Genomic DNA, 26520 nt, shown 5'->3' on the forward strand with positions numbered 1-26520 from the left:
CCACTTTTAATGAAAGAATTATTATAAAAAGAATTCTAAAGTTTGTATGTCAGTGTGAAATAGTAGTTTCTTGGAGTGATAGGATTCACTGAGTAATTTTCGTGAACGTTATAGTTTACGACATCAAATAAGTTCCCCACTTTCCCCTGGATTGAGAATTTTTTCCACTCGTAGCCTACAGATACAGAAACAGTTGTATAATCTTTTAGATCAAACATTCTGCTCACATTGTTTCTGCTTGTGTTTGTAGATTTTGAATCATTCCATCCAGCGATTCTGTCTCCGATGTAATAAATTCCAGCTCCAATTTTTAAACCATTTACATAGTTTGTAAATTTATAGAAAACGGAAGCATTCGCTGTTGTAGCAGGTGTTCTTACCAGTCTTTGGTTTTCAACATATCCTTTTTCAGGAGTGTCCAGGTAAACGGAATTGTTATAAGAGAAACCTCCAATTATAGATAGGTTTTCTGTAGGATTTCCTGTAATGTCTAATTCTACACCACGGCTTCTCATATTTCCTGCAAATTCTTTAAGATTGGTATCTGTTGCATTTACTGGTGCCCCGTTTGGAGCAGAAGCGAACCAATATGTCTGGTAATAATTATTGTACATAATCTGGTAAGCTGTTAAGTTAACCGCTAAAGCATTGTTCCAGAAATTCTTTTTAATACCAATTTCGTATTGATCTACTGTTGATGGTTTTATGCTTTGTTTTGATAAAGTATTTAACTGATTTTGAACATCCGAAGCAGATTGATTGGTATTTACTGTACCAAATTGATCTGAAGTATATCCAGCATTTGAAGCAAACGAATTAGTATACGTTGCAAACACCGAAAGATTTTCATTTGGAGCATAGACCAAACCTACTTTTGGAGAGAATGCATTGTCAGACGTTGAAGAATTGGCTACTTCAATTTTATCATTTGATGTAAATCGGGTTGTCAGCGTAGGCATATTTTCTATATAAGACCATCTTAACCCTGCAATTACTTTTAGTTGTTTTGTTAAGCTGATAAAATCCTGCGCATAGATCCCAATTCTTCTTGTATTGATTCTGTTTCTTGTATTAAGAGTAGAATTTGGCATATCAATACTTCCCCATGTTGAAGGATCATCTAAATACAGAAGATTTTTTGGAGCTGTAATATTATATGCATAAGCATCTGCCTGGCTGTAATCAGCATCTGAACCAATTAAAACTTTATGGTTGATTCTTCCTGTATTGAATTCACCATTAATGTTTACCTGTGCAGAAGTATAATTTTGTTCGTTGTAAGTTCTACCAAAAGGTCTTTTCCAAGATAATCTGTTAGGATCTACAGTGATATCTTTAGTGTCATATATCCATTGTACTCTTTCAGAAGAAAAATAATCTTTAGTGTAGTTTTGGTAAGAAGCAGTAGCGTTCAAAGACCATCTTTCGTTAAATTGATGATTAAAGGTTACGTTCGTAGAAGCTTGCTGTACATTTTGATATTGCCAGTCAGTTCCGAAGAACGTGTTTCTGGAAACAGCATCATTCAATCTGTAGCTTTGGTCTTTTTCAGTAATAGATCCAATTCCGAAATCCGGAGTGAAATTATTTTTAAGATAATCTGCCTCAACAATTAATTGAGATTTATCACTTAAATTAAATAAAAATGAAGGATTGAAATAGTATTTCTCTGATTCTACAACATCTCTGAAACTTTCAGCATGCTCATAGGCACCATTTATTCTGAATGCAACATTTTTGGATAAAGGTCCATAAATATCAACTGTTGGCTTATAGGAATTCCAGCTTCCGCCGTTTAGTCCTACGCTTCCACCAAAATTGAATTTAGGTTTTTTTGTAATCATATTGATAACACCACCAGCTGCTGTATTACCAAAAAGCATGGCATTTGCTCCCTTTAAAACTTCTACTCTTTCCAGACCACTTACTTCAGGGAAAACACCACTGTTTATTCTTGAGCCATTCTTAAAAATATTATCATTTCCTAAAATGAAACCACGTCCACCAAAGCTGTCCTGAGAGTTACCTCTGGATGAAGTAATATACAGACCGTTTACATTCTGAAGAACATCACTTAACTGTTTTGCCTGCTGCTGCTCAATGATTTCGTGAGTAACAATAGCAATAGGTTGTGGATTTTCCATTACCGTCAGGCTTGATTTTGTCGATAATGGTCTTGCTTGGTTAGGATTTCCTGTTTTGTGAAGATTAATATCTTCAATGGTCTGAGTTCTGATGGTGTCTGCTTCAGCATTTTTCATCTGTGAACTTGCTGAAACAGCGATAAATAGAAGACCTAAAGAAAGTAGTTGTCTTTTCATTTTATTTTTATGTAGAACAGTTTTAAATAAGGCGCAAATGTAAGTATTTGTTTAGAATAGATAAAAATAATTTTATGATTTAAATCATATTCTGTTCATAATGGCATGGATTATTTCTATAGCTTCTTTATACGAGGCGATAGAGAATTTTTTATGAATATATTTGTTAAAAATTATAATATGCAATTGGTAAAAGCAGGGCTTTGTGCCTTTGGAATGAGCGGAAAAGTGTTCCATGCGCCCTTTTTAAAGGAGCATCCTGGATTTTTTATTTCTGCTATCGTAGAAAGAAGCAAGGAAGAATCTAAAGAGAAATATCCTGAAGCAACCATTTACCGTTCCGTAGAAGAAATGCTTCAGCATGCAGACGTAGAGTTGGTTATCATCAACACTCCGGTTCAGACTCATTATGAATATGCCAAAAAAGCATTGGAGGCCGGAAAAAACATTATCGTAGAAAAACCTTTTACCGTAAATGTTTCCGAAGCTGAAGAGCTGGTGCAATTGGCTGAAGAAAAAGGATTGTTCTTAAGTGTCTATCAAAATAGAAGATTCGACCGGGACTTTTTACAGGTTCAGAAGATTTTAAATGACCAGGAAATAGGAAATATTAAAGAGGCCGAAATCCGTTTTGACAGATTCCGGACAACTCCCAGTGGAAAACAGCATAAAGAAAGTCCGGATCAGCTAGGTTCAGGAACACTTCATGATCTAGGAGCACATCTTGTAGACCAGGCTGTACAGTATTTTGGATATCCTGAAAAACTTTTTGCAGATGTATTTTCTATGAAAGGAAAAGAATTTGCGAATGATTATTTTGAGATCCTGTTATTTTATAAAAATGACCTGAGAGTAAGACTAAAAACTTCGGTTTTCAGTAAAGAAGGTCACTACGCCTATACTATTCATGGTGACAGAGGAACTTTTTTACAGGAACGAACAGATAATCAGGAAAATGAATTGGTAGCAGGTGCTATTCCTGAATATGGTAAAGAATGGACTCAGCCATTGAAAGAAGCCGATGGAATTTTAAATTTCCTGAATGATCACTCAGAAACGGAAAGAATTTTCACTTCCAGTGATGCCGGAAATTATATGGATTATTACCAGCAGATCTATGAGCACATTGTGTTTGGATACGCTTTGCCGTCTCCGGGAAGAGAAGTTATTCAGAATATGAAAATTATTGATGCTTCCCTGGAAAGTGCAAAAGAAGAAAGAGTAATTAAATTATAAATGATGAGTTATGAATTATGAGTTGGAGAGTAATAGCGGTTGTCAACTTTACACCAACTCATAATTCATAATTTTTAATTCATCACTATTAAAGGATTTCCTGAAATTCAAGCCACTTCATTTCATACTCTTCCAGCTTTTCAGAAATAGCTTCCAGCTCGGTAGATAGTTTTGCAACTTTTTCATATTCCGTTTCATTATTAAGCTGATCCATTATTTTAGCACGCTTTTGTTCAAGTTCTGGCATTTCTTTTTCTATGGTTTCCAGTTCACGTTGTTCCTTAAAAGACATTTTTCTTTTTTTAGAAACAGGTTCAGAAACCTCTTTTACTGCCACGATTTCTTTTACAGGTTCTGGCTTTGATACTGTATTTTTTTCTAATGCATCCTCACGGCTTTTAGCTTCTCTGTATTCTGAGAAAGTTCCAACAAAATTTCTTATTTTTCCATCTCCTTCAAATGCAAGAACATGACCTACGATTCTGTCCATGAAATATCTGTCGTGGGAAACAATAATCAAACTACCTTGAAAGTTTAGCAGGAAATTTTCCAGAACAGTTAAAGTGGGAAGATCCAAATCATTGGTAGGTTCATCAAATATCAGAAAGTTTGGATTCTGATACAAAATATACATCAGGTGGAGCCTTCTTTTTTCACCTCCCGAAAGTTTGGAAATAGGGGAGTACTGCGTTTGATCATCAAATAAGAACAGCCTTAAAAATTGCGATGCAGAGATCGTTTTTCCGTTAGCTAAAGGGAAGTTTTCGGAAATTTCTTTGATAAAGTCAATTACTCTTTCATCTTCTTTATATTTCAGGCCTTTTTGTGAAAAATATCCGAATTTGATCGTTTCTCCGGTTTCAATTTCTCCGGAATCCTTTGGCTCAAGACCTTGGATGATATTCAGTAATGTAGATTTTCCGGCACCATTTTTTCCTACAATTCCTACTTTCTCACCTCTTTGAAACTGATAACTGAAATCTTTTATTAATAATTTTTCGTCATAACTTTTAGAAATATCCCGAAGTTCTAAAATTTTATTTCCGAGTCTTTTCATTTCAAAATCGAGTTCCAGAGACTCTTTTCGGGTATCGGTTTTAGCTATTTTTTCAGTTTCGTAAAAGTCATCTTGTCTGGACTTTGATTTTGTAGTTCTGGCCTTAGGCTGTCTTCGCATCCATTCCAGTTCTTTTCTGTAAAGATTATTAGCCTTGTCGATGGTGGAATTCATATTGTCCTCACGAATCATTTTGTTCTCAAGATAAGTCGCATACGAACCATTGTGGAAATACAGATTTTTATCTTCCATTTCCCAGATAATATCACAAACGCTGTCAAGGAAATACCTGTCGTGAGTGACCAGAATTAATGTTATTTTGGCTTTGCTTAGATAGCTTTCAAGCCATTCTACCATTTCTACATCAAGGTGGTTGGTTGGCTCATCCATGATCAAGAGAGTATGACGGTGCTCGGCTCTTGTTTCAGTTAACAATTTTGCTAAAGCCACACGTTTGATCTGCCCTCCGGAAAGTGTTCCCATTTTGGCTTCCAGATCTGTGATTTTCAACTGAGAGAGAATTTGCTTCATATCATTCTCCAGATCCCAGGCTTTATGAATTTCCATTTCAGCCAGAGCTTTTTCAATGAAATCATAATCTGTAGAAAGTAATGACTTATGATAATTTTTTAAGGCCTGAATGGGCGCAGAATCAAGTGTCATCATAAATTCGTCAATAGTGAGATCAGAATCAAAATCAATTTCCTGGTCAAATAAAACTACCTGAATATCCTTATTTATCATCACATTGCCACTGTCTGCAATTTCTTTCCCCATTAATATTTTAAGAAGAGTGGATTTTCCGCTTCCGTTTTTGGCAACGATGGCTATTTTGTCACCTTCATTGACATGGAAAGAGATATTTTGGAACAAAACTTTGATGCCATAAGATTTAGTAAGATTTTCTACAGAAACGTAATTCATTGGAATGTAATGGTTTGATATTGATTTTGAATTGAACCGCAAAAGTACGAAAATGTAGCCTAAAATTTTCCTGAACCTCTTTTATAAAATGAATATTTATAATTTTTTAATAGACTGTGTCCATTGTCTGAAAAAACTATTCAGTAAATTTGATAGCCTATAACTTAATTAACACAGTAAAAATATTAATACAAAAATCTGATTGAAGTAATGAAAAAAGTAATTGTCGACATGGATGGGGTAATGGCAGATGTATATCATCAGCTGGTACAATTTGAAAAAAGAGATACGGGGAGAGAAATTGAAATCAGTGATTTGACAGGTAAACCTGAAATAGAATCATTTCCGAACGGAAAAAAGCACGTTAATGAAGTAGGGTTTTTCAGAACCTTACCTGTAATGAAGGGAAGCCGGGAGGCAATGGAATATCTGAATAATAAATACGATCTGTATATTGTATCTGCCGGTATGGAATTTCCCAACAGCTTAAGAGAAAAATACGATTGGCTGGCAGAACATTTTCCATTCATCACCTGGGAGCAGATTGTTCTTTGCGGAAGCAAAAAAGTAGTTTCAGGAGACGTTATGATTGATGATTATCCTAAAAATCTGGATCATTTTACAGGAGACAGATTGATTTTCACACAGCCTCATAATGAACTGATAGAAAATGATACCTATCAAAGAGTTCATACATGGGAAGAAGTTATGAATATTCTTTAAAGGGTGAATTTTATGATTTTTTAGAATAATTATAAAAATAGCGGAAAGCTTTAAATGAATTTTAACTAAAGATAGATTAAATTTAATAAGCTGTTATGAGAACAGGCTGTTGAAAAGAAATAAGTTTGCACCAAACTTTTAACATGAAAAAATATAATACTTTCTTCTTTCTTTTGGCAGCTTCTGCCTTCTATGCTCAGGTTGTTTCCGGGACCATTATTTCTAAAAATGAAAATCAACCAATTCCTTATGTGAAAATTGGAGTTGATAAAGAAAATATTGGGGTAGTTTCTGATGAAAAGGGAAATTTTTCAATTGATCTATCCACTTTAGCTCCAAAAAAGAAAATAATCATTGAGGTGCCGGGTTATGAAGTATACGCGGAGGCTGTGCAGGATTTTAAAAAGCATGATCTGCAGAAAATATTTCTAAAAGAAAAAACTAGAAATATTAAAGAAATTGCAATTAAACCTAAGAAACTTGTAGATAAAAACTGGGGAGTAAATACAAAAACAAAAAGTGTTATTTATTCTGTTAATCCGGAATTTGACAAAAAAAGTTTTCTTGGAGAAACAGCCTTAGAATTCAATGCTAAGAAAAGATCCAAGCTTAAAAATATCAATCTGAATATAGCCAGCTATGTTTCTACCCAGCCGGTTTTAATGAGATATAGTATTTACAGTGAAAAAAACGGATTTCCGGATAAAAATATTCTTGAAGAAGAGATTACTGTAGAACTTACTGAAAATATGATCAAAGACGGCACTTATACATTAGATGTGAATGACCGTAATATTTGGGTTCAGGGAAAATTCTTTATCGGAATACAGTTTTTAAAAGATTTTGATGGCAGAATTAAAATAAGTGCCGCTTTATTCAGAACTGGATTTATAAGAGAATTTTATGGTGATTGGCAGAAAATGACTCTTGCTGCGCCAGCAATTAATATTGATGTGAAAATGGATAAAAACGGAGATAATAATCCCGAAAACGAAGGTGGGTTTGCAGACGACAGCGTTGAAGCAATGATGCCTGATGTCTCAAAATATATTCAGGAATCTGAGCATGCCGTGTATGGACAAAATGCAACTGCGGGTAGATATCTCAAACTTCAGGATACAGACCTCTATTATGAAACGTATGGTGAAGGGGAACCATTGATTCTGCTTCATGGCAATTCAGGAAGTATAAAAGACTTCTATCAGCAGATCCCCATTTTGTCAAAACAATATAAAGTGATTGCCATAGATACCCGAGGACAGGGAAAAAGTATAGATTCTTCAAAAAAGGATTTTACCTATAAAATGTTTGCGGAGGATGTAAAAGTACTTGCAGATAAGCTAAATCTCGATAAAGTAAATATTGCAGGCTGGAGTGATGGTGGAAATACAGGTTTGGAATTCGCACTGAAATATCCGGAAAGACTTAATAAACTGATAACCATCGGAGCAAATGCTTTTCCTGATGGAGTAGACGACAGGCTTACCGATCATTTTGAAAATAAAATGCTGGTCATGAAAGAACTTAAGGATCCTAAAAAGTTGAATGAACAAAGACTTCTGAAGATCATGCTGACACAGCCTCGTATCACCAGAGCAGATTTAAATAAAATTAGAAGTAAAGTATTGGTGATCGCCGGAGATAAAGATGTTATCAAGCCTGATCACACGGAGCTTATTGCCAAAGAAATTCCTAATGCGGAACTCAAAATTTATAGCAATGCTACCCATATGATTCCTTTTGAAAATGCGGATCAGCTTAATACAGATATTCTGAATTTTTTAGGGAAAAGCAATTAAAAAACAGAAGCGGGAAAATATTTTCCCGCTTCTGTTTTTATGATTAATCCAGGGTCAGTCTTTTTAATGACCAGGAATTACCGTTATAAATATCAAGATCCACTTTGGTATTGATGCCATGAACAATTCCGTTTTCCGTAAACTGCCAGAAATCCCAATGGTCATCGGGGGAGGGAGAAGGAACGTCATTGTAATTGGCCAGCCATAAAGGATAATCTTCAAACTCACCTTTCAGAAAATCTTTATAATAATGATAATAGGTATAAATAATGGGTTTTTCGCCATAAGCCTCTTCCACAATTTTGCACCATACTTTCAGATCTTCAATCAGTTTTTTGTTCGTTTTACGCTTTGGGATTTTTTCAATATCAAGAATCGGAGGAAGGTCTCCACTTTCAAGTTTTACATTCGCTAAAAAATTATTGGCTTGGATAACAGGATCTTCATCTGCTCTGTAAAAATGGTATGCACCACGGATAAGATCATGTTTTTTAGCCATTTCCCAGAACTCCTCAAAATGCTTGTCGGCACTTCTGTTTCCCATGGTAGCACGCATAACGACAAACTCCAGCGGAATGGTTTTATTTCCAATGCTGAGGCTGTCCCACTTGATGTCTTCTCTGTTCTGATAATGAGAAACATCAAAGCCATAGGTCTTATCAAGGTTGCTCGTTAAAATTCTTTGAATTCTTGCCGTTTCTTTTTCGTTGTTGTGGAGTTTCCTGTGAGTAAATTTGTTAAAGTACAGGGCGTAATAATAGCTGATAGATTGCTTTAAATAAAAGCCGGTTCCAATAAGAGCTACAATTAAAATAGCCAATATTACCTTTCTGCGGAAAAAATAGTTCTTCCGTCTTGTTTTATGGACTTGTTTGGCAGTTTTTTTGGTGTACTTTTTTGGTGTCATAAAGTTTTGCAAAACTAACTTTTTTCACTACTAAATGCTAAAATAAAATCAGTAAATTTGTGTATTATGGAAACACGCGAAAAAATCATCATTATAGGAGGAGGATTTGCGGGGCTGCAGCTTGCAAAAACATTGAATAACAAGAACAAAAAGGTCATTGTTCTGGATCGGATGAACCACCATATGTTTCAGCCGCTTTTTTATCAGGTAGCCTCAGGAAGGATAGAACCTTCCAATATTTCTTTCCCTTTCAGAAAAATTTTTCAGCAGTCCAGAAACACACAGTTCCGTATGACTGAGGTGAAAGAAATAGACCCTTCCACCAATAAAGTCATTACCGATGAAGCAGAATTTACGTATGATAAACTCATCATTGCAACGGGCTGTAAAACTAATTTTTTCGGGAACAAAGATTTGGAAGGAAAGGCTTTCGGAATGAAAAATACCCAGGAAGCCATCAGTATCAGAAATCATATATTGATGACCTTTGAAAAACTGATTATTGAAAAAAGCCGAAGTGATGACGGAAACTGGAATATCGTTATTGTTGGAAGCGGACCTACCGGAGTAGAACTGGCAGGAGCTTTTGCCGAAATGAAAAAAGACATCCTTCCAAGAGATTATCCTTACATGAACTTTGATCATCTGAAGATTATTCTGGTAAGTTCCACAGAAAAGCCATTGGCTGTAATGAGCAGTGAAGCGCAGGAGAAATCTGAAAAATACCTCAAAGACCTTGGTGTGACTTTTATGAGTGGAGAAGTGGTGACAGATTATGATGGAGATAAAGTACACCTTAAAAGCGGAAAAGAAATACCTTCCAATAATGTAATATGGGCAGCCGGAGTTACCGGAAATGTGGTAGGAGGTTTTCCGGAAGAAAAATTAGTACGAAACAGATATATTGTAGATCGATATAATACAATAAAAGGATACGATAATATTTATGCCATCGGGGATATTGCCTATATGGAAACACCAAAATATCCACAGGGACACCCGCAGGTAGCAAATGTAGCCATTAATCAGGCAAAAAATTTAGGTAAAAATTTATTAAAGAAAAGTCAGAACGAGTGGGTAGAGTATGAATATGATGATAAGGGTTCATTAGCAACCATTGGGAAGCACAGAGCCGTTGTTGATCTCCCGTTTATAAAATTCCAGGGATTTCTGGCGTGGTATTTCTGGATGTTTCTCCATTTAATGCTAATTTTGAGCGTTCGAAATAAGCTGGCCATATTCTTCAACTGGATGTGGAGCTATATCAACAAAGATTCTTCTTTAAGATTAATTATTATACCGACTAAGAAAAACGGAACATTACAATGAGAATTGACATAATAAGCGTACTTCCGGAATTGATGGAAAGTCCGTTCAAAACTTCTATTTTGAAAAGAGCGATGGATAAAGGACTGGCAGAAGTACATTTTCATCAACTGAGAGACTGGGCTATCAATAAGCACAGACAGATTGATGATGAGCCTTACGGAGGCGGTGCAGGAATGGTTATGATGATTGAGCCGCTGGATAAGTGTATCTCAGAGCTTAAGTCTCAGAGAAATTATGATGAAGTAATCTATCTGACACCAGATGGAGTGACTTTAAATCAGAAAATCGCCAATTCACTTTCTATAAAAGAAAACCTGATCTTTCTTTGCGGCCACTATAAAGGAATTGACCAAAGAGTGAGAGATCTTCATATTACAAAAGAAATTTCAATAGGAGACTATGTTCTTACAGGAGGAGAGCTGGCGGCCTGCGTTCTTGCAGATTCAATTATCAGATTACTTCCAGGAGTTTTAAATGATGAGCAGAGCGCTTTGACAGACAGTTTTCAGGATGATCTTCTTTCCCCGCCAATTTATACCAGACCTGAAAGTTATAAAGGGTTGGATGTTCCCAAAATTTTACTGAGTGGAAATTCCGGAAAAATCGAAGAATGGCGTCATGATGAAGCTGTGAGGATCACCAAAGAAAAACGTCCCGATTTATTGTAATCAAATATTGTTGGAATTTATATAATTCTTACTCGTTTTTAATTCCATTTGTTATGAAGATAAATGGAATAATATTTGTTGTAAATTAAATAAATACGAAAAATATTAATATTTCTATTTTTAAAGTGAGAATTTATTTCTATTATTCTGGTTTTTACGTATTGTCTCAATTTTGATTAATGTGTTAAAACTCCCGGATAATTGAAAAATTAATTTATTATAGCTGATTTCATTGATATTTTTTGTTATATTTGAATTGTTTTTTATTGGAAATTGATTCGCTTTTCTTAAGGTGAATCAAGGAATTTTGAAAAAAAATAATAAATTTACATCTTAAGGAAAAAGAACATAATAAATTAAAGTAAAGAAATTAGTGTAGATGGAACTGTTCTCTTTTTATAATGTTGAAAATTTATTTTTACCCGATCCGAAACCTGTCCACAAATTAGATCCTACACGGTCAGGCTTAAGGAATTGGGATGAAAAAAGATATAATAATAAGCTTTTCAAAATCTCCCATGTATTTCAGTTGATGAAGGAGGAGAATGGCGTAATGCCATTTGTAATAGGATTGTCTGAAGTTTCCGGAAGGAAAGTATTGGAAGATCTTGTGGAGTTGGAACCCTTTTATTCGCAATATGGAATTGTACATTACAATTCTATGGACGAAAGAAAAGTGGATGTAGCCATGTTGTATGACAAAAATAAAGTAGAGGTAATAGATTCGGAAACCATTACTTTCTTTTTTGAAATAGTAAATAAAAACACAGGAAATTACGACACAACCAGAGACGTACTTTTTTCAAAAATTAAATATAAAGGGGAAATTATTAATGTCTTTATCGCCCATCTTCCCTCTAAGCGAGAAAAAGATATTAATAAACCTAAAAGAGCCTTTATATTGAATGAAGTCCGGGAACGGATTATGAAAATTGTAGATGCTGATAAAGAGCATGTCATATTGTGCGGTGATTTTAACGAAAACCCGGATGATGAAAATTTAGTACAGATTCTCTATAACAATGAGCATGAGAAGGTTTTAATGAACCCTTTTCAACAATTGTTTTCTACAAGAAATTATTCTACTTTTCATTATAAATCTGGATTGCTGTATGATCAGATCATTATGTCAAGATCTTTGCTTGATAATAAGACGCTGGCTTTTCAGGATGCCCATATATTCAATTCTGAAAAAATCCGCAGCAGAACCAGAAATTTTGAAGGACGACCTTTCCGAACTTATGCCGGTACACGGTATTTAGGAGGATATAGCGACCATTTTCCGGTTTTTGTAAAATTTAAAGATTTACAGTAAAAAACATAAATAATAAAAAAGTAGAAAATGAAAAATTCGAGCAACACAAGCTATCATTTAGATTCTATTGACAAAGAAATTATCTACATGTTGATGGATAATGCTAAAACTTCTTTAGCCCACATTTCCAAAAATGTTGGAATTTCCACAACAGCAGTGCATCAAAGAATCAAAAAACTCGAACATGCAGGAGTTATTGAAAATTCAATATCATTTCTTAATCCTAAAAAAATAGGATATAAAGTGATTTCCTACATTGGAGTATTTCTGGATCAGCCAAGCCATTATCCAGAAGTGGTAAAATCTTTGCATGATATTAACGAAGTAGTGGAAGCCCATTACACAACAGGAAATTATACCATATTCCTGAAAGTTCTTTGTAAAGATAATGATCATTTAATGCAAATCCTTAACAAGCTTCAGAAGCTGAAAGGAGTAACAAGAACAGAAACCTTTATATCTTTAGAACAAGGTATTTACAGACAATTGAAAGTATAACGATATGAACATAGCCAAATATTTGGATTCAACTTACCTGAAAACACCGGAGCAATCAGGTATTTCTCACGAAGAAACACTTCAAAAAGATAAAGAACTTGCTCAGGAAGCTATTGAGAATGGCATTTTTGCCGTAATGATTCGCCCGGATTATGTAGCTGAGATCAAGAAATATATTCAGGAAAGAAATTCAAATGTTGCAGTAGGAACTGTAATAGGCTTTCACGAAGGTACATATTCTGTTGATGAGAAGCTTGCAGAAGCCTCAAAAGCGATTGAAGACGGTGCTGATGAATTGGATTTTGTTATTAATTATACAGCTTATCTACAAGGAAATACAGAACTGGTAAAAGAGGAATTTGTAAAATGTACAAAATTATCTCTTGAACATCAAAAAATAGCGAAATGGATTATTGAGATCGCCGCTTTAACTGATGAACAAATTGCAGATCTTACCAAAAATATTTCTATATGGGCCGAAGAGAATTTCTCTGAAAATGACTGGTCAAGAATTTTTGTTAAATCTTCAACAGGATTCTATAAAACTTCTGAAGGAAAACCTAATGGAGCAACCTTTGAAGGAATAGCAATTATGCTCAAAAACGCAGGAAGGCTTCCCGTAAAAGCAGCAGGTGGTGTAAGAACGCCTGAAGATGCTGAGAAAATGATCAATATGGGTGTGAAAAGAATAGGAACCTCTTCAGCTTTAGGTCTGATTAAAAATGAATCTCCATCAGAAGGATATTAATCTAAGGTTCAAAATAATAAAAAACCATCAGTTTTGCTGATGGTTTTTACTTTTATATCTGTGCCTGATATTCTTCGTAGAACTGTTGGGTTTCTTGGATTAAGCTATTCATTTCTTCCAATGTGAAAACTTCCAGGAATTTTTTTCTGAAGTCCTTGAAGTGAGGAATTCCTCTGAAATAATTGCTGTAATGCTGTCTCATTTCGACCAAACCTAATCTTTCTCCTTTCCATTCAACACTCCATTCCGCATGCTGGCGAACGGCCAATAACCTGTCGGATATTGTAGGGGCGGGTAAATGCTCTCCTGTTGTAAAGAAATGTTTGATTTCATTGAATATCCATGGATAGCCAATAGCAGCACGCCCGATCATGATACCGTCGCATGCATACTTTTGTTTATATTCTAGTGCTTTTTCAGCAGAATCAATATCTCCGTTTCCAAAAATTGGAATTTCAATATTGGGGTTTTGTTTGATTCTGGAAATATGTTCCCAGTCTGCCTCACCTTTGTACATTTGGGCACGGGTTCTGGCGTGTATAGTAAGAGCCTTGATACCTGTTTCCTGCAGGCGTTCTGCTACTTCATCAATATTAATGCAGGTGCTGTCCCATCCTAAACGGGTTTTTACCGTTACAGGCAGGTGAGTGGAAGTTACAACAGCCTTTGTAAGACGAACCATCAGGTCAATGTCTTTCAAAACACCTGCTCCTGCTCCCTTGCAGACAACTTTTTTTACAGGACACCCAAAATTGATATCTACCAAATCCGGATTTACTGTTTCAACAATTCTTGCAGACATGGCCATAGCTTCTTCGTCTCCACCAAAGATCTGTATGCCCACTGGTCTTTCATAATCGAAGATATCAAGCTTTTTACGGCTTTTGATAGCGTCACGAATCAACCCTTCAGAAGAAATAAATTCCGAATACATCAAGTCTGCACCATGCATTTTACACAAACGTCTGAACGGAGGATCACTTACGTCTTCCATCGGAGCCAGCAAAAGTGGAAATTCCGGCAGTTCTATGTTGCCTATTTTTATCATGGTGCAAATTTACGAAATTCTGAAAAAACAATATTTTACTATTTAGAATACATTTGGTGTTTCACGTATCTTTGTTTATTTAAGGGATTTTATGATGTTTTGTTTAATTTTTATTGAATTTATATGTTTGGTTTTCAATGTTTTTGATATTATATTAGAAAATATTTTTTATATTTAATACTAACAAAAATTAATAATATGAGAAAAATTCTATTTTGCTTGATCGCAGGATTTGCTGCATCAAATTTTTATTCACAAGTGAATGTGTCTGCTACGGCAGGTACAGCTACAGGAACCTATACTACGTTAAAGGGAGCATTTGACGCTATTAATGCGGGAACACATCAGGGAGCAATTGCAATCAGTATCACAGCCAATACAACAGAAACGGCAACTGCCAGCCTGAACGCCAGTGGCGGTGCAACGAGCTATACTTCCGTTGCAATTAAGCCTGCAGTAGGAGTTACGGCTACTATTTCAGGTGATGTTGCCAGTGCACCTTTAGTGAGAATACAGGGCAGTAATATTACTTTAGATGGAAGTAATGCTGCTTCAGGAACTACCAGAGATCTTACTCTTACCAATACTTCTGTTACAGCACCGCAGGTACTTACATTTATTGCTGCTTCTGCGGCAGCGGCCAATACCAATATTATGGTTAAAAACCTGAATATTATAAATGGTATCAATAATTCTTCAGCTTTGGTAATGTATGACGGAGCTACAACTCCTACCGGAGGTTTCTTTAATAATGTTACCATTCAGAATAATGCTGTGAAGAAAGCCTACATGGGAATTTATTTATTTGCAGCTATAGGAGCAGGAAACGGAGGAAATACATTGGTTACCGGTAACGATATAAGTGCTTCAGGGGCAGATGCCAACCGTCTTGGAGGAGTTTATGTACAAGGGGCAGATGGAGTAACTGTAAGTAACAATACGCTGGGTAATTTTGAAACTACCAATGCAGAAATTAAAAGAGGAGTCTGGTTTGCAACAGCAACGGTTAATTCTTCGATTATTTCAAATACCATTACCAATCTTGGTTACACAGGAACTGGTGCTGGGGGTGCTGCCGGGATTACGGTTACTTCCGGTAATACAGGGGCATCTGCCGCCGCTAATATTATTGTAAAAGGAAATACGATTTCCAACTTTAACTCCAGTGGAACGGGAACTTTGTTTGCTGGAATTTATGCGGGAGGCACATTGACCAATGGAATGACTATCACTAATAATAAAATCACAGGAATCAAAAATACCAATGTGTCCGGATACGGAGCACAGGGGATTTATCTGGCGACCACAAATCTTACCTCCAATACCTTAATAGCGAACAATATCGTAAGTGGTGTAGCAGGCTATGGATATGCAACAACAGGAGGAGTGAATGACAACGGAAACGGTATGATCATTACCGCAGGCGGAGGATATAAAGTATATTATAATACTGTTGTGATGGATGTGAGCCAGACTGTTGCAGGAAGACCATCTGCTTTAAACATTACTAGTGGAGTAACGGGTGCAGGAGGTATTGATGTAAGAAATAATCTTTTTGTAAATACCCAGACTCAGGCAGGAGATAGATATGCTATTTATGCTGGAGCGGCCAGTACGGTTTTCTCTACCATTAATTATAATAATTTTTATTCTTCCGGAACTAATCTTGGGTATATCGGGGGAGCTGCCAAAGCTACCCTTACTGATATCCAGTCTGGATTTGGAGGTAATGTAAACTCGTTGAATGTTCTGCCGGTATTTGTATCAGCAACAGACTTCCATGTGTCTGCTACCGGAAATGCTGCACTTGATAATAAAGGAACTTCAGTTGTTGAAGTAACATTGGATGCTGATGGTAATACAAGAAATGCTGTAACACCGGATCTAGGAAGTTTTGAATTTACAGCAGCAGTATTGGCTGTAAATGAAGCAGCGAAAAAGAATACAGTGAATTTCTATCCGAATCCGGTTGTAGATTACCTTTATATCAATAATGACGGTAGAATCAAAGATGTTGAAGTATATAATGTTTCAGGACAGAGAATTCTTAGTGAAACAATCAACGCAGAAAAAGGTTCTGTAGATATGAGACGTGCTCCTGCAGGAGTTTACATCTTAAAAGTGAATACCGAAAGAGGTTCACAATCACTTAAAGTTATTAAAAAATAAGAATTAACTAATAACCAATATAAATCCCCAATAGTGATATTGGGGATTTTTTATTTATTGTAAAAAGAAAATGTTCAACTTAGAAACTTGCCTTTACCTGCATACTTCCGATATGAATGGTTCGGTCACCTGAGTTTCTTCCTTCGTAATTAAGATTCAGCTGGATAAATGAGTTGATGGCCTGTTGGATAAATACACTCCATACCTGGTTTTTCCCTGGCTTCAAACCATCCAGCATCTGGTTTCCTACAATACTGAAATTGTTTCCGGTAAAATTGTTACTGATGAAGGAGAAGTTTCCACGGATAGACGTTTTTCTACGCTCCCATTGGATGGTTCCCGTAACATCAAAAGCTTTAAGAAGCTCTTCACCATCCAGTCTTTGTTTTTGGCGGAAGGCAGAAGACAATTCAGCCTGTATGGCATCTGTGAATTTATAAGTGGCCTTGGGCTTTGTTTCAAAATTATTAAGACGGTAATCCCTTGTTTTAAATAATTGTGAAGAGTTTTGGATATCGTGAACGGAGTTTTCCCAATCGACCCTGAATTCTTTATTGAACCAATATCCTACATTCAGGAAGTGAGACGTTTGCTCACGCTCTTCATTGCTGAAATTGGCATTGATGAGATTATCGTTTGTGATGAATCTGTAGTTTCCGTTCCATCCTGATTTTTCGGTCGGATTGAATTGTACAGAAGCGAGTATATTTTGATTTTTAAGAATCTGATCACTATTCTTTTCAAAAGGATTCAGAACAAGAACTTTATCTTTTTTATAGAATGAGTTTTGGGAATTCAATGAAATATTGAAATTCCAACGCTTTAAAAATCCGTTTTCTGAATTGAAAATGATTGCCGGATTGACAAATAATGCCAGCTGTAATTTATTTTTATTGGAAGGAATATATCTTACAGAGTTGGTGTACACACGGATGTATTGAGCAAGATCAGAATATTCAGCAATTTCAAATTCGTCCAGCTGCTGAATGCCGTCTCCGTTATAATCGGTCCATTTATATACCCCTTGTCCATCCGTTACTTTAATATACTGAAATTCTCTCTGGGCTTCCTGTCCGTTTCCAAGTTCGTAGAAAGCCTGAAGGCGCATTCCGTTTCTGAAAAGCTGTTGGTTGTATAAGATATTTCCAACTACGAAGTCATTATTTCGGGTAACATCACCTTCCGCACCTGAGTAGAAAAATTTTCGGTAGTGGATTAAAGCATTTAGCGTAGTTTTTTCCGTTTTGATGATCTGACTTTCTGCCATGAAACCCAAAATATTGTTCATATTCTGAAGCCTGTTGTCACGCACAGAGTCATTATCTCTCATATATACTTTCGCCAATAGCTTTGTTCTTGTACTGTCACCAATTTTCTTTTGCAAAAAGATTTCTTTCCAGCTGAAGCTCGTGACATCCATAAGTTTAGTGTCATTGTATTTCTTCTCATTGTGTTCCATGCTTCCACCAATGGCCCAGCTACCTTTTTTACCGGTAAATTCAGTTGAAATTCCTCCACGGATAAATTTAGTATCCTGAAGAGTGGCGTTGGTATTCAGGTAAGATAAATTCCCTTTGGTAAAGAGTTTTCCTGTGATCCATCCGAAGTCCAGATCGTTTTTAAGCCCTTTGTAAGAGTCCTGTTCATTTAAATAATTGACACGGTAATTTAAAGTAGACTTGTTGTTCCATTTGTTCAGGAAGCTGAAAATAAACCTGTTTTGAGTCTTTTTGTTAAATTCCTGGGTAAGGTTAAAATCTCTGGAGAATTCCACATCATTGATACGGTCAAGAATATGAAACTGTCTGTCTATATACTGATATTCAAAACTTGGAGTTCCCTTCCATGTATTCTTTGTAAAGCTTTTATTTCCGAAGATACGCCACGCATAGCCCATATTCTGATCAGAATCCTTTGATGAAAATAAATTAACATCATAATTACTCAAGGAGATATCAGCTCCTATTTTTCCTTCATTTAATAAGTATTCAGAATTCAGGGAATATACCTGTGATTTCTGCGGAGAAGGAAGTTTTCTTACTGCTCTGTAATCTCCAGCATTAGGACCTACATATTCAAAAACACGTCCGTTATTGGTGGTCTGTGCTATTTTATAATCTCCCAGATTAGCTCCAAAATAAGTAAAAGAAACCTGATAAAGCGTTAGGTTAGGATCAGTGGAAAATTCATAGAAATTTCCGGCAGAGTTTAATTTGTATAAAATTTTATTGACATCATATTCGGTAATGACACCAGATGGAGCATACATCAGATTGGGATCATTTCCAGCTTCAGCAAGGATTTGTTCATCTTCCTTAGATAGATTTAAAGAAAGAGGAGCATTTTTGTTATCATTTTCCATGAACCAGTTAAGCCCCACTTTGAATTTTTCTCTTTGATGCTCAAGTTTTCCGGTAAATAAATATCTTGAATAATTTCTGTTGGCGTAGTTATAAGAAATTGTAATAAAGTTCTGCTGGAAAATAGGACGGAAACTGGTAAAGGTAACTTCACCTGTATTGTAATTGATGATATAATCCTGATTTTCTCCTCTTTTCATTAAGATACCATCAATGAAAACCTGTTCAGAACCGGAGATCAGTGTAATAAACTGTTCGCCGTTCTTACCCGTCAGACGGTAAGGTCCCTGGTTTCCTTCAACCCCTTGAAAACGGATTCTGTGGAATTCACTTCGTGCAACACCGGCAGAAATATCGATCAATGTTTTGTTTTCTTTCCCAAATTCTGTCTGGAACTGAAGTCCCATACTCCTTCTCTGGTATTTCGCAAAATAATTTTTAGACTCTACAAGATCAAGGTGTCCGGCCCTAAGGATAGATTTTTCCTTAATATTAAGCTGCATATAGATTTTATCAAACTCTTCTAAAGTCTGAGTATAGCCATCAGCCTGAATGGGAAGGTTATGATCTGAAATACTGGCTAAAATCGTAACATCTTTTGATAATCGTCCTGAGATCTGAAGGTCCATGGAGCTTTGTACAGACTGCCCCTGATTATTTCCAAAAGTAATCCCACGGATAATAGAACCTTTCGAATTAAGCTCCCCTAAAAATCTTTTTTTGTCATTTTTTGCCAGTACAGCCTCATCAATAATGATCTTATTGTGCGTTCTTATAAAATCCAGAGTATCTTTTGCAAAAATGTCCTGTTCCAGCCTGGCAGCCAGAATACTATCTCTCTTGATGCTGTCTTCCGGAACATTGGGATTTTTCCACGAAAATACCTGAGCATTTCCAGAAAATATGCCTAAGAAGAATAAAACGAATAGAATGATAAAATTCCGCACCTTTTAAAAATAATTCGTAAAAATAATTAAAAAATGTTAACATTGAGGGGTTAACTATAATTAACAAAAACTTAACTTGTTTATTGTCCCAAATAAAAAATTAGATGTAGTTTTGTGATGTAAAGAAATTTATTAACAAGAAAAAAAATTAAATCATGAAAAAACTTTATTCTCTTTTCGCTACGGTAGTAGTGAGCGCATTCGCCTTTGCACAAACAACTTACACATGGGATTGTACTTCTGTAAATCCTATTTCTGGTACAAATGCTAATATTTCAAGTGTAGCATTCGCAACAACTCAGGGAAATAATAATGGTACTACTTCTTTAATTGCTACTTCATCTGCATCTAGCGGTTATACGGGAGCCAGTGGGTCTAGTAATTTTGGGGCTGCTGCTTATAAAGAAGCTCTTTCTGCTGCTACAAGTACTTATTTTAGTGTAACAGTTACTCCTGTCGCTGGTAATAAAGTCACTTTGAATTCTTTAAATTTTGGATCTAGAGGAACATCTACTGGACCAGGAAAAATTACAGTATACTCTAGTATTGATAATTATACTACTGCCATAGGTAGTGCAAATGTTATTAACAATAGTATATGGGCATTGAATAGTATCACATTTGCAGGTGCTAATCTGGTAGGTGCAGAATCAGCTCCGGTTACATTAAGAATCTATGGAAGTGATAGTCCTGGTACAGGTACTCCTTCTGCTGGTACTGCTAACTGGAGAATAGATGATATTTCTTTAATTGTTACTTCATCCACTGCTTCTTTAGCTGTTATCGATGCAAAAAACATAAAATCAGGAAGTTTCGTAAAGAACTCTTTCATTAAAAACAACGAGATCGTTTTCGGATCTGATGTAAAAGACGTGAAAGTTTTCAACATGTTCGGACAGCTTGTAAAAGAAGGTTCTGTAAAACAAAACGGAACTGTAAGCGTTGCTGAATTAGCAAAAGGAAACTATATCGTAACAGGTACAGTAAACAACCAGCCGGTTTCTCAAAAAGTTCTTAAAGACTAATCTCTTGAGATAAAAATACAAACAGCCGCTTCATCATTGAAGCGGCTGTTTTTTATATGATTATTTACTGATCTTTAGATTTTTGTATGCTGTTTATTTCTTAATTTGGTGGTATTGTTTTTGATATTTTTATTACAAATCCATTTCTAAAAATTATTACGATGAAAAAAATCTTTACTCTTGTGGGGCTTGTATCATTAACTGCCTTTTCGAATGCTCAGATTGTGATCAATGAGATTTATGGCGGTAATGCAAACTCAGATGCCGTATTGAAAAATAATTATATTGTGCTCAAAAATATCGGAACCGGATTGGTTTCTTTGACTGGAGCGAGTATACAATATGCTCCGGCAATAGGGGCATTTACCGAATACCATACACTGCCGGACTTTACTTTAGGACCAGAAGAAACTTATTTGATTCAGGAGTCAGCCATTGATGGAGGTGTTGAAAATCTACCGACACCGAATTTTATTGCAACTGCAATTACCAATTTTGATGGAACGCCCAACAAATCTTCCGGATTGAGAATTTCCAGTGTATCGGGAAAGATCGCTTTAGCTGGAAACATAGTACAGGTTACCGGACCTTCTGCATCTAACGTTCTGGACTTTGTAGGATATGGTTCAAATGCCGATCAGTTTAAAGGAGATGGGCCAGCTCCTTCTCCAACCACTACTACGGCTATAAAAAGAACATCAGCTGACAGTAATGATAATATGACTGATTTTTCCCTGGAGGGTAGTGTGAAATCCGGTTTTGTACAGAATCCATTTATCAAGGACAGTAAAATTGTCTTCGGAACTGAAGTGAAAGATGTAAAAATCTATGATACATTCAGGCAGATTGTGAAAAAATCTCCTACTAAACTGGCTTCAAGTCTTGATATTGCTGAGCTTCCAAAAGGAACTTATATTGTGACAGGAACGATTAACAACATTCCGATTTCGCAGAAAATTATAAAAGATTAGTTTTAATAAAAAGAACAGCTTGTAAATACAGGCTGTTCTTTTATTTTAATATAAGATATCATTTGTTGAAAAGATATCCACAATCGTTTTTTTACTTTAGTAACTTAATACCATCCTCTTCTTGCGGCATTGATAATAGAACCAAGATTAAGGATCAATGTGTATCGGATACGTTTTCCATAATCTTTAAATGAAGGTTCAAATCCTAACGAAGACTGTATCGGGAAATAAACTTCCAGGAAATCCGGGATGATTCTTACTTTTACTCCGGTATCCCATATGAATTTGGCAGGAAGGTCCTTATTTTTATAAACTCCGGCATCAGCATACACATGGAATATTTTCCATACACTTGAATCTACATTGGCAGAAGTGATCCATTGGTTTACCGTTCCCGGCAGGAATGATTTAAAACCACCATCAGCTAATATAAACTGTTGTGAAAGAAGACCGCTGCTGGCACTTTCTCCCAAAAGATTATAAGAGAAGGAGTAATTAGAAACCCTCGAAATTCCATAGTCAAAAAGGTTGTTTCTTGTGTTGTTTCTTAAGAAATATCCGGCAAATAAACGTAAGCTCAGCTTTTGTTTAGGGGCAAATTCCCATCTGTAGAACCCTTCAGCTGTTATTTTATTAAAATCCTCCATTCCCTGAGTACTCAGACTAAAACTTTTTTCATGGATCATCTGGCTGTCACTATAGCCATACCCGACTGTCCAGACATTGTATTTGCTGTAGTCATTATTGGCAATCATTACAGGACTCAGATCTCTTTCAAAATAATTATAGGAAACTCCGATGCTTCTGCTCACGGTACTTCTTGGATTTTTTCTGAAATTGATAGAGGTAGCTAACGAACTCTTTCTGTAGGCTAATCCATAATCGTAATGAAAATAAGAACCCGACACTCCAAAGGTTAAGCTTCTGATAATACTTTCGGCAGGCAGAATAGAGTAGGAAACAGCTCCTGAACCTGTTAGTTTTCCTGTTCCAGTACTGTAGGTTGGCGTAACTGAATACAGGAATTTCTGATCAAATAAAGATTGATTTTTTAAGTTAATTCCCAAAAGAAACTTATCATACGTATTGTTGAAACGTACTCTTGGGCTGAGATAAATTTCGTTGTATTCCGGATTTGGAATATCTTTTATTAATTTAAGTTTGATTTTTTTTGCATTGGAAAATATTCCTTTTGCATACAGAAAGTTATCTCTGTAATTCGATTCAGGGAAGGTATAGCCGCTATTTAATGTGACTTTATAGATGTTATCAGAAGCAGGAAGCGACAGACTGGTAATGCGTTCATTTTCTTCAGTATCTATCCAGTACGCCTTTTTTTCTCCTTCTTTGGTCTCTGTTTCAAGCTTTACAGGAATAGAGATATCGGTGTTTTTTGTAATCTTTATCTCTAGCGAATCGGTGTTTTTTCTAATATTTTTTAATTTAAAGTCAACCCTGTTTTTTTGTTTCAAAAAGTTTGAAAGATAGGCTGTTGATTTATTTTTTGCAGAAAGGGAAGTCAGAAAATCTTCAGGAGTAATTTTTTTTCCTGTATTGTTAGAAATATAATCTTTTACAATATCATTGAAATTGTCATATCCCATTTTATCTGCTGAATAATTAAAGAGACTTCCTGTTTCAAAACTGCTGACAGCCATGTCATTGAAGTTACTCAAGACAGGGAAGTGCTCATCAACCTTCTGATCAAGATTTTGCAGCATGATATACTGATAGGAAAGTCCGTAACGGTCCAGAAGTTTTACTTTGGATGCATGGAAAAATTTTAAAGGCTTCATTCCAAATATTCTGGTCTCAGGAAGTGTTCCTAAAAGCTTTGTGTCAGCATAGAATTTTTTCAGATACTGGATTTCCATGTAGGATTTTAAACCGTTCTTGAACCAATGGTCTTTTTCTTTATCAGCAATAATATTTTCATCAAGGATTTTCTTGGCAATAATTCCAAAATAATCCAGATCTGTCTTTTCAGCATTGGTAAATAACTGAAATTTGAATTTCCAGAACGTAATATCATTATTCCCGAAAAAGTCTTCCTTAGCTCTGAATTTATCTGAAATAAAAATACTTTTCGGAAGAAAACCGATTCTCTCTTTCAGAAACTTTAATTGTAAAGGAAGGTAAAATTCCAGATTTTGTTTTTCTTCCGGTTTCAGATTATAACCAAATTTAATTTCAGTTTCAGCCCCGTCAACATTGGTTCTTATTGAAGGATAGGCTGTAGGAGAAATCAAAAACTCAGGATCTGAATCCAGATATCCTTTGAATGAGTTCATTTGAACCTGTGGGAGATTACCCTCCACAAAGCTATTGGCAGGGATATCAAAATTGACAGTCCAGAAAGTATTGAAACTTACCGGTTCTTCAATATCATGATAGTTTCTTTGGGAAATATTGTCCGGATCAAAATGATCCGGAACAATAAAGAAATATTTTAATACCGTATTCTGAGCGGATGTTCCGTATCCCGTAAAAGTTTTATCGGGAAGCTGCATCCGGTATTGCAACTGTAAAGTGACGCTTTCGCCAGGTTTTAATACATTTTTCAGAGGAATAAAAAGATTTTCATCTGAGATTGTATTGACAGGAATAACTTCATTGTCAGAATTTTTAACATTCAGTTCAAGAAGTTTTCCCAATTGATCGCTTTTCGCAAAATGCAAATCAGTATTTCTGTCTTCCAGTTTTCTGTAGACTAAAGAAGTTCCGCGTCTGTTGTAAGCGGAAACCCAATTCAGGAGTTTTACAGTCTGCAGATCTTTTTCGGAATGATTGTAATAAACAATTTCCTGACTGATCTCAAGGTTCTTTTTGTCAGGAGACAGTTTAGCTTCAATATATATACTGTCTTTCTGTGCAGAAACCTGTGCGACTCCCCAGAACAAAATAAGACAAATGCTGATCTTTTTCAAATATTCGTGATAAAGGTCAAATATAACTTATTTTGGATATACTTTATAGGATTTTAACCCTGAATTGCTTTTTTTTCCAAAGAATTAATATACGCATTCCATCCCTCTGTTTTATAAGTGATCGCAGATGCTTCAGGGTTATCAGATTTGTAAATTCCTCTTCCTACAATGATAAAATCTGTATGCAGCGTTTTGAAAACATGTTCTGGTGTATTGTACTGCTGTCCCTTACCATCTCCTGAATCTGCAAGATTAACTCCCGGAGTGAATAATAAAAGGTCTTCAGGAATTTTGTTCTGAGATACTCCACCAATTACATTAGGATGAGATAAAGCTACTTTTAAAGCTTCTTCACGATAGCTTGCAGTAGTAAGAGCTCCTTTAGAAGACATTCCTACAATAGCTACCACTCCTACATTGTGGAAACAGTCTAATGATTCAAAACCTCCGATAACCTGAGACGTTACGAAATCTGCCCAATTGGTAATTTTGAAAACACCGCTTGTGAACTGAAGTTCCTGAGTATTTCCAATGTCGGCAAACTTTCTGTCTTCCATCAGTAAGAACTGGTGTTTTACAGCGATCGCTTTTAAAGGAGTGATTGTTTTTTCATAATCGAAATCAGAAATAATATCAATATGCGTTTTTAAAGCAATGATGTGTGGTCCTACTTTTTCAGCAAGTTCCAATAACTCCTGAGTAGTGGTAACATCTGCAGAAGCAATAAGGTTTGATTTTTTTGCTAAAGCTGTTTCCAGTAATTTTTTTGATACCGAATGTTGTGTAGTCTGAAGTTTCTGCTCGTAAGAAGATCTGGTTTCTTCTTCAAACTGAATATGGTTCCCTAGAAGGAAGTCCTGAATTCTTTTTACTTCTTCATCAGACAGTTCACCGGTTTCCTGAAGAATGTCGCATACTTCCGAAATATTGAAAAGCGTGTGTACTCTGTATCCTTTGCTTTCCAAAAGTTGTTTTCCACCCTGTTCTCTGTCCAATACCACAACAATATCAGAAACTTTAAGGTCTTCCTGTTCTATTTCAGGAATGGTTTCTAACAAAGATTTTCCTGATGTGATAACATCCTCTACCAAAAGACAGTTTTGTCCTTTCTGATAAATTCCTTCAATCAGTTTTTTCGTACCATAGCTTTTAGCCTCTTTTCTTTTAATAATTAATGGAATGTAGCTTTCCAGAGACATTGCAGTCGCCATAGGAAGAGCAGCATAAGGAACTCCACAGATTAAATCAAAATTATCTAATGGAAGCATTTCCAATAAATAATTAGCAAGATTTTTTAAAATTTTAGGATCTGAAGCCAAAGGTCTTAAGTCTACATAAAAAGGACTTTCAATACCACTTTTTAGGGTAAACCTACCAAATTTGATGATGCCTAGTTTGTAGCACTCTAAGAAGAATTCTTTTTTACTTTCCATTATTTTTTATTAGATATTGCAAATTTAAGGAATTGAAATAAGGCTTAAAAATTTATCAGCTATTTGTAAATAAAAAACCACCCCGGATCTACCAGGATGGTGTGAAAAATATAAT

The 26520-nt window shown here is 35.6% G+C and carries 18 protein-coding genes; 11 read left to right on the forward strand and 7 right to left on the reverse strand.

Annotated features, from left to right (window positions below; translation table 11 throughout):
* Positions 1-35 precede the first annotated feature (35 nt).
* A complete protein-coding gene (locus GFU89_RS07540) occupies positions 36-2321 on the reverse strand; it encodes a TonB-dependent receptor (RefSeq protein WP_318846550.1) in 2286 nt (761 codons plus the stop codon).
* A gap of 180 nt (positions 2322-2501) precedes the next feature.
* Between GFU89_RS07540 and GFU89_RS07545 the strand changes: the two genes are divergently transcribed.
* Positions 2502-3557 (forward strand): Gfo/Idh/MocA family oxidoreductase, encoded by a 1056-nt coding sequence (locus GFU89_RS07545; RefSeq protein WP_318846551.1) that lies wholly within the window; start codon positions 2502-2504, stop codon positions 3555-3557.
* Positions 3558-3645: 88 nt separating this feature from the next.
* On the opposite strand, the gene GFU89_RS07550 is transcribed toward GFU89_RS07545, so the two are convergent.
* Positions 3646-5538: an ABC-F family ATP-binding cassette domain-containing protein gene (locus GFU89_RS07550; protein ID WP_318846552.1), complete on the reverse strand. Its 1893-nt coding sequence runs from the start codon at positions 5536-5538 to the stop codon at positions 3646-3648.
* A gap of 210 nt (positions 5539-5748) precedes the next feature.
* Here GFU89_RS07550 and GFU89_RS07555 point away from each other — a divergent pair, with 210 nt between their 5' ends.
* Together GFU89_RS07555 and GFU89_RS07560 are read left to right on the forward strand one after the other, a co-directional pair.
* A complete protein-coding gene (locus GFU89_RS07555) occupies positions 5749-6261 on the forward strand; it encodes a 5' nucleotidase, NT5C type (RefSeq protein WP_318846553.1) in 513 nt (170 codons plus the stop codon).
* A gap of 143 nt (positions 6262-6404) precedes the next feature.
* Positions 6405-8060 (forward strand): alpha/beta fold hydrolase, encoded by a 1656-nt coding sequence (locus tag GFU89_RS07560; protein ID WP_318846554.1) that lies wholly within the window; start codon positions 6405-6407, stop codon positions 8058-8060.
* Between the two features lie 43 nt (positions 8061-8103).
* Here the strand turns inward: GFU89_RS07560 and GFU89_RS07565 are convergent, their stop codons facing one another.
* The gene (locus GFU89_RS07565) at positions 8104-8967 is read right to left on the reverse strand and encodes a GH25 family lysozyme (protein WP_318846555.1); all 864 of its coding nucleotides are present in this window, start codon (positions 8965-8967) and stop codon (positions 8104-8106) included.
* A gap of 66 nt (positions 8968-9033) precedes the next feature.
* Between GFU89_RS07565 and GFU89_RS07570 the strand changes: the two genes are divergently transcribed.
* The 5 genes from GFU89_RS07570 to deoC all read left to right on the forward strand — a co-directional run bounded on the left by GFU89_RS07570 (position 9034) and on the right by deoC (position 13525).
* Entirely contained in the window at positions 9034-10296 is a 1263-nt protein-coding gene (locus GFU89_RS07570; RefSeq protein WP_318846556.1) for an NAD(P)/FAD-dependent oxidoreductase, read from the forward strand.
* Positions 10293-10964: a tRNA (guanosine(37)-N1)-methyltransferase TrmD gene (trmD, locus tag GFU89_RS07575; RefSeq protein WP_103235448.1), complete on the forward strand. Its 672-nt coding sequence runs from the start codon at positions 10293-10295 to the stop codon at positions 10962-10964. Before GFU89_RS07570 ends, trmD begins: the two co-directional genes overlap by 4 nt.
* Before the next feature lie 379 nt (positions 10965-11343).
* Complete coding sequence (locus GFU89_RS07580) at positions 11344-12279, forward strand: endonuclease/exonuclease/phosphatase family protein (protein ID WP_318846557.1); 936 nt, start codon at positions 11344-11346, stop codon at positions 12277-12279.
* Positions 12280-12306: 27 nt separating this feature from the next.
* Positions 12307-12777, forward strand: coding sequence for an Lrp/AsnC ligand binding domain-containing protein (locus tag GFU89_RS07585; RefSeq protein ID WP_047379047.1), 471 nt, complete (start codon positions 12307-12309; stop codon positions 12775-12777).
* Between the two features lie 4 nt (positions 12778-12781).
* Positions 12782-13525: a deoxyribose-phosphate aldolase gene (gene deoC / locus GFU89_RS07590; RefSeq protein ID WP_318846558.1), complete on the forward strand. Its 744-nt coding sequence runs from the start codon at positions 12782-12784 to the stop codon at positions 13523-13525.
* A 52-nt stretch (positions 13526-13577) separates the two neighbouring features.
* Here the strand turns inward: deoC and dusB are convergent, their stop codons facing one another.
* Positions 13578-14573, reverse strand: a complete 996-nt coding sequence (dusB, locus tag GFU89_RS07595; protein WP_318846559.1) for a tRNA dihydrouridine synthase DusB — start codon at positions 14571-14573, stop codon at positions 13578-13580.
* 198 nt (positions 14574-14771) lie between these two features.
* Here dusB and GFU89_RS07600 point away from each other — a divergent pair, with 198 nt between their 5' ends.
* Entirely contained in the window at positions 14772-16742 is a 1971-nt protein-coding gene (locus GFU89_RS07600) for a T9SS type A sorting domain-containing protein (protein WP_318846560.1), read from the forward strand.
* Between the two features lie 79 nt (positions 16743-16821).
* On the opposite strand, the gene GFU89_RS07605 is transcribed toward GFU89_RS07600, so the two are convergent.
* Positions 16822-20049, reverse strand: a complete 3228-nt coding sequence (locus tag GFU89_RS07605) for a hypothetical protein (protein WP_318846561.1) — start codon at positions 20047-20049, stop codon at positions 16822-16824.
* Between the two features lie 155 nt (positions 20050-20204).
* On the opposite strand from GFU89_RS07605, the gene GFU89_RS07610 reads away from it, so the two are divergent.
* On the forward strand, positions 20205-21074 hold the full coding sequence (locus GFU89_RS07610) for a T9SS type A sorting domain-containing protein (protein WP_318846562.1): 870 nt from the start codon (positions 20205-20207) through the stop codon (positions 21072-21074).
* A 161-nt stretch (positions 21075-21235) separates the two neighbouring features.
* Positions 21236-22045 (forward strand): T9SS type A sorting domain-containing protein, encoded by an 810-nt coding sequence (locus GFU89_RS07615; RefSeq protein ID WP_318846563.1) that lies wholly within the window; start codon positions 21236-21238, stop codon positions 22043-22045.
* A gap of 104 nt (positions 22046-22149) precedes the next feature.
* Here GFU89_RS07615 and GFU89_RS07620 read toward each other — a convergent pair whose 3' ends face one another.
* Both GFU89_RS07620 and pyrF read right to left on the reverse strand, forming a co-directional pair.
* Positions 22150-24972: an aminopeptidase gene (locus tag GFU89_RS07620; protein WP_318846564.1), complete on the reverse strand. Its 2823-nt coding sequence runs from the start codon at positions 24970-24972 to the stop codon at positions 22150-22152.
* A gap of 53 nt (positions 24973-25025) precedes the next feature.
* Positions 25026-26405 carry an orotidine-5'-phosphate decarboxylase gene (pyrF, locus tag GFU89_RS07625; RefSeq protein WP_318846565.1) on the reverse strand — a complete coding sequence of 460 codons (1380 nt, stop codon included), beginning with the start codon at positions 26403-26405 and terminating at the stop codon, positions 25026-25028.
* Between the last annotated feature and the right edge of the window lie 115 nt (positions 26406-26520).

The organism is Chryseobacterium sp. JV558, from assembly GCF_033712365.1.
GTDB lineage: Bacteria > Bacteroidota > Bacteroidia > Flavobacteriales > Weeksellaceae > Chryseobacterium.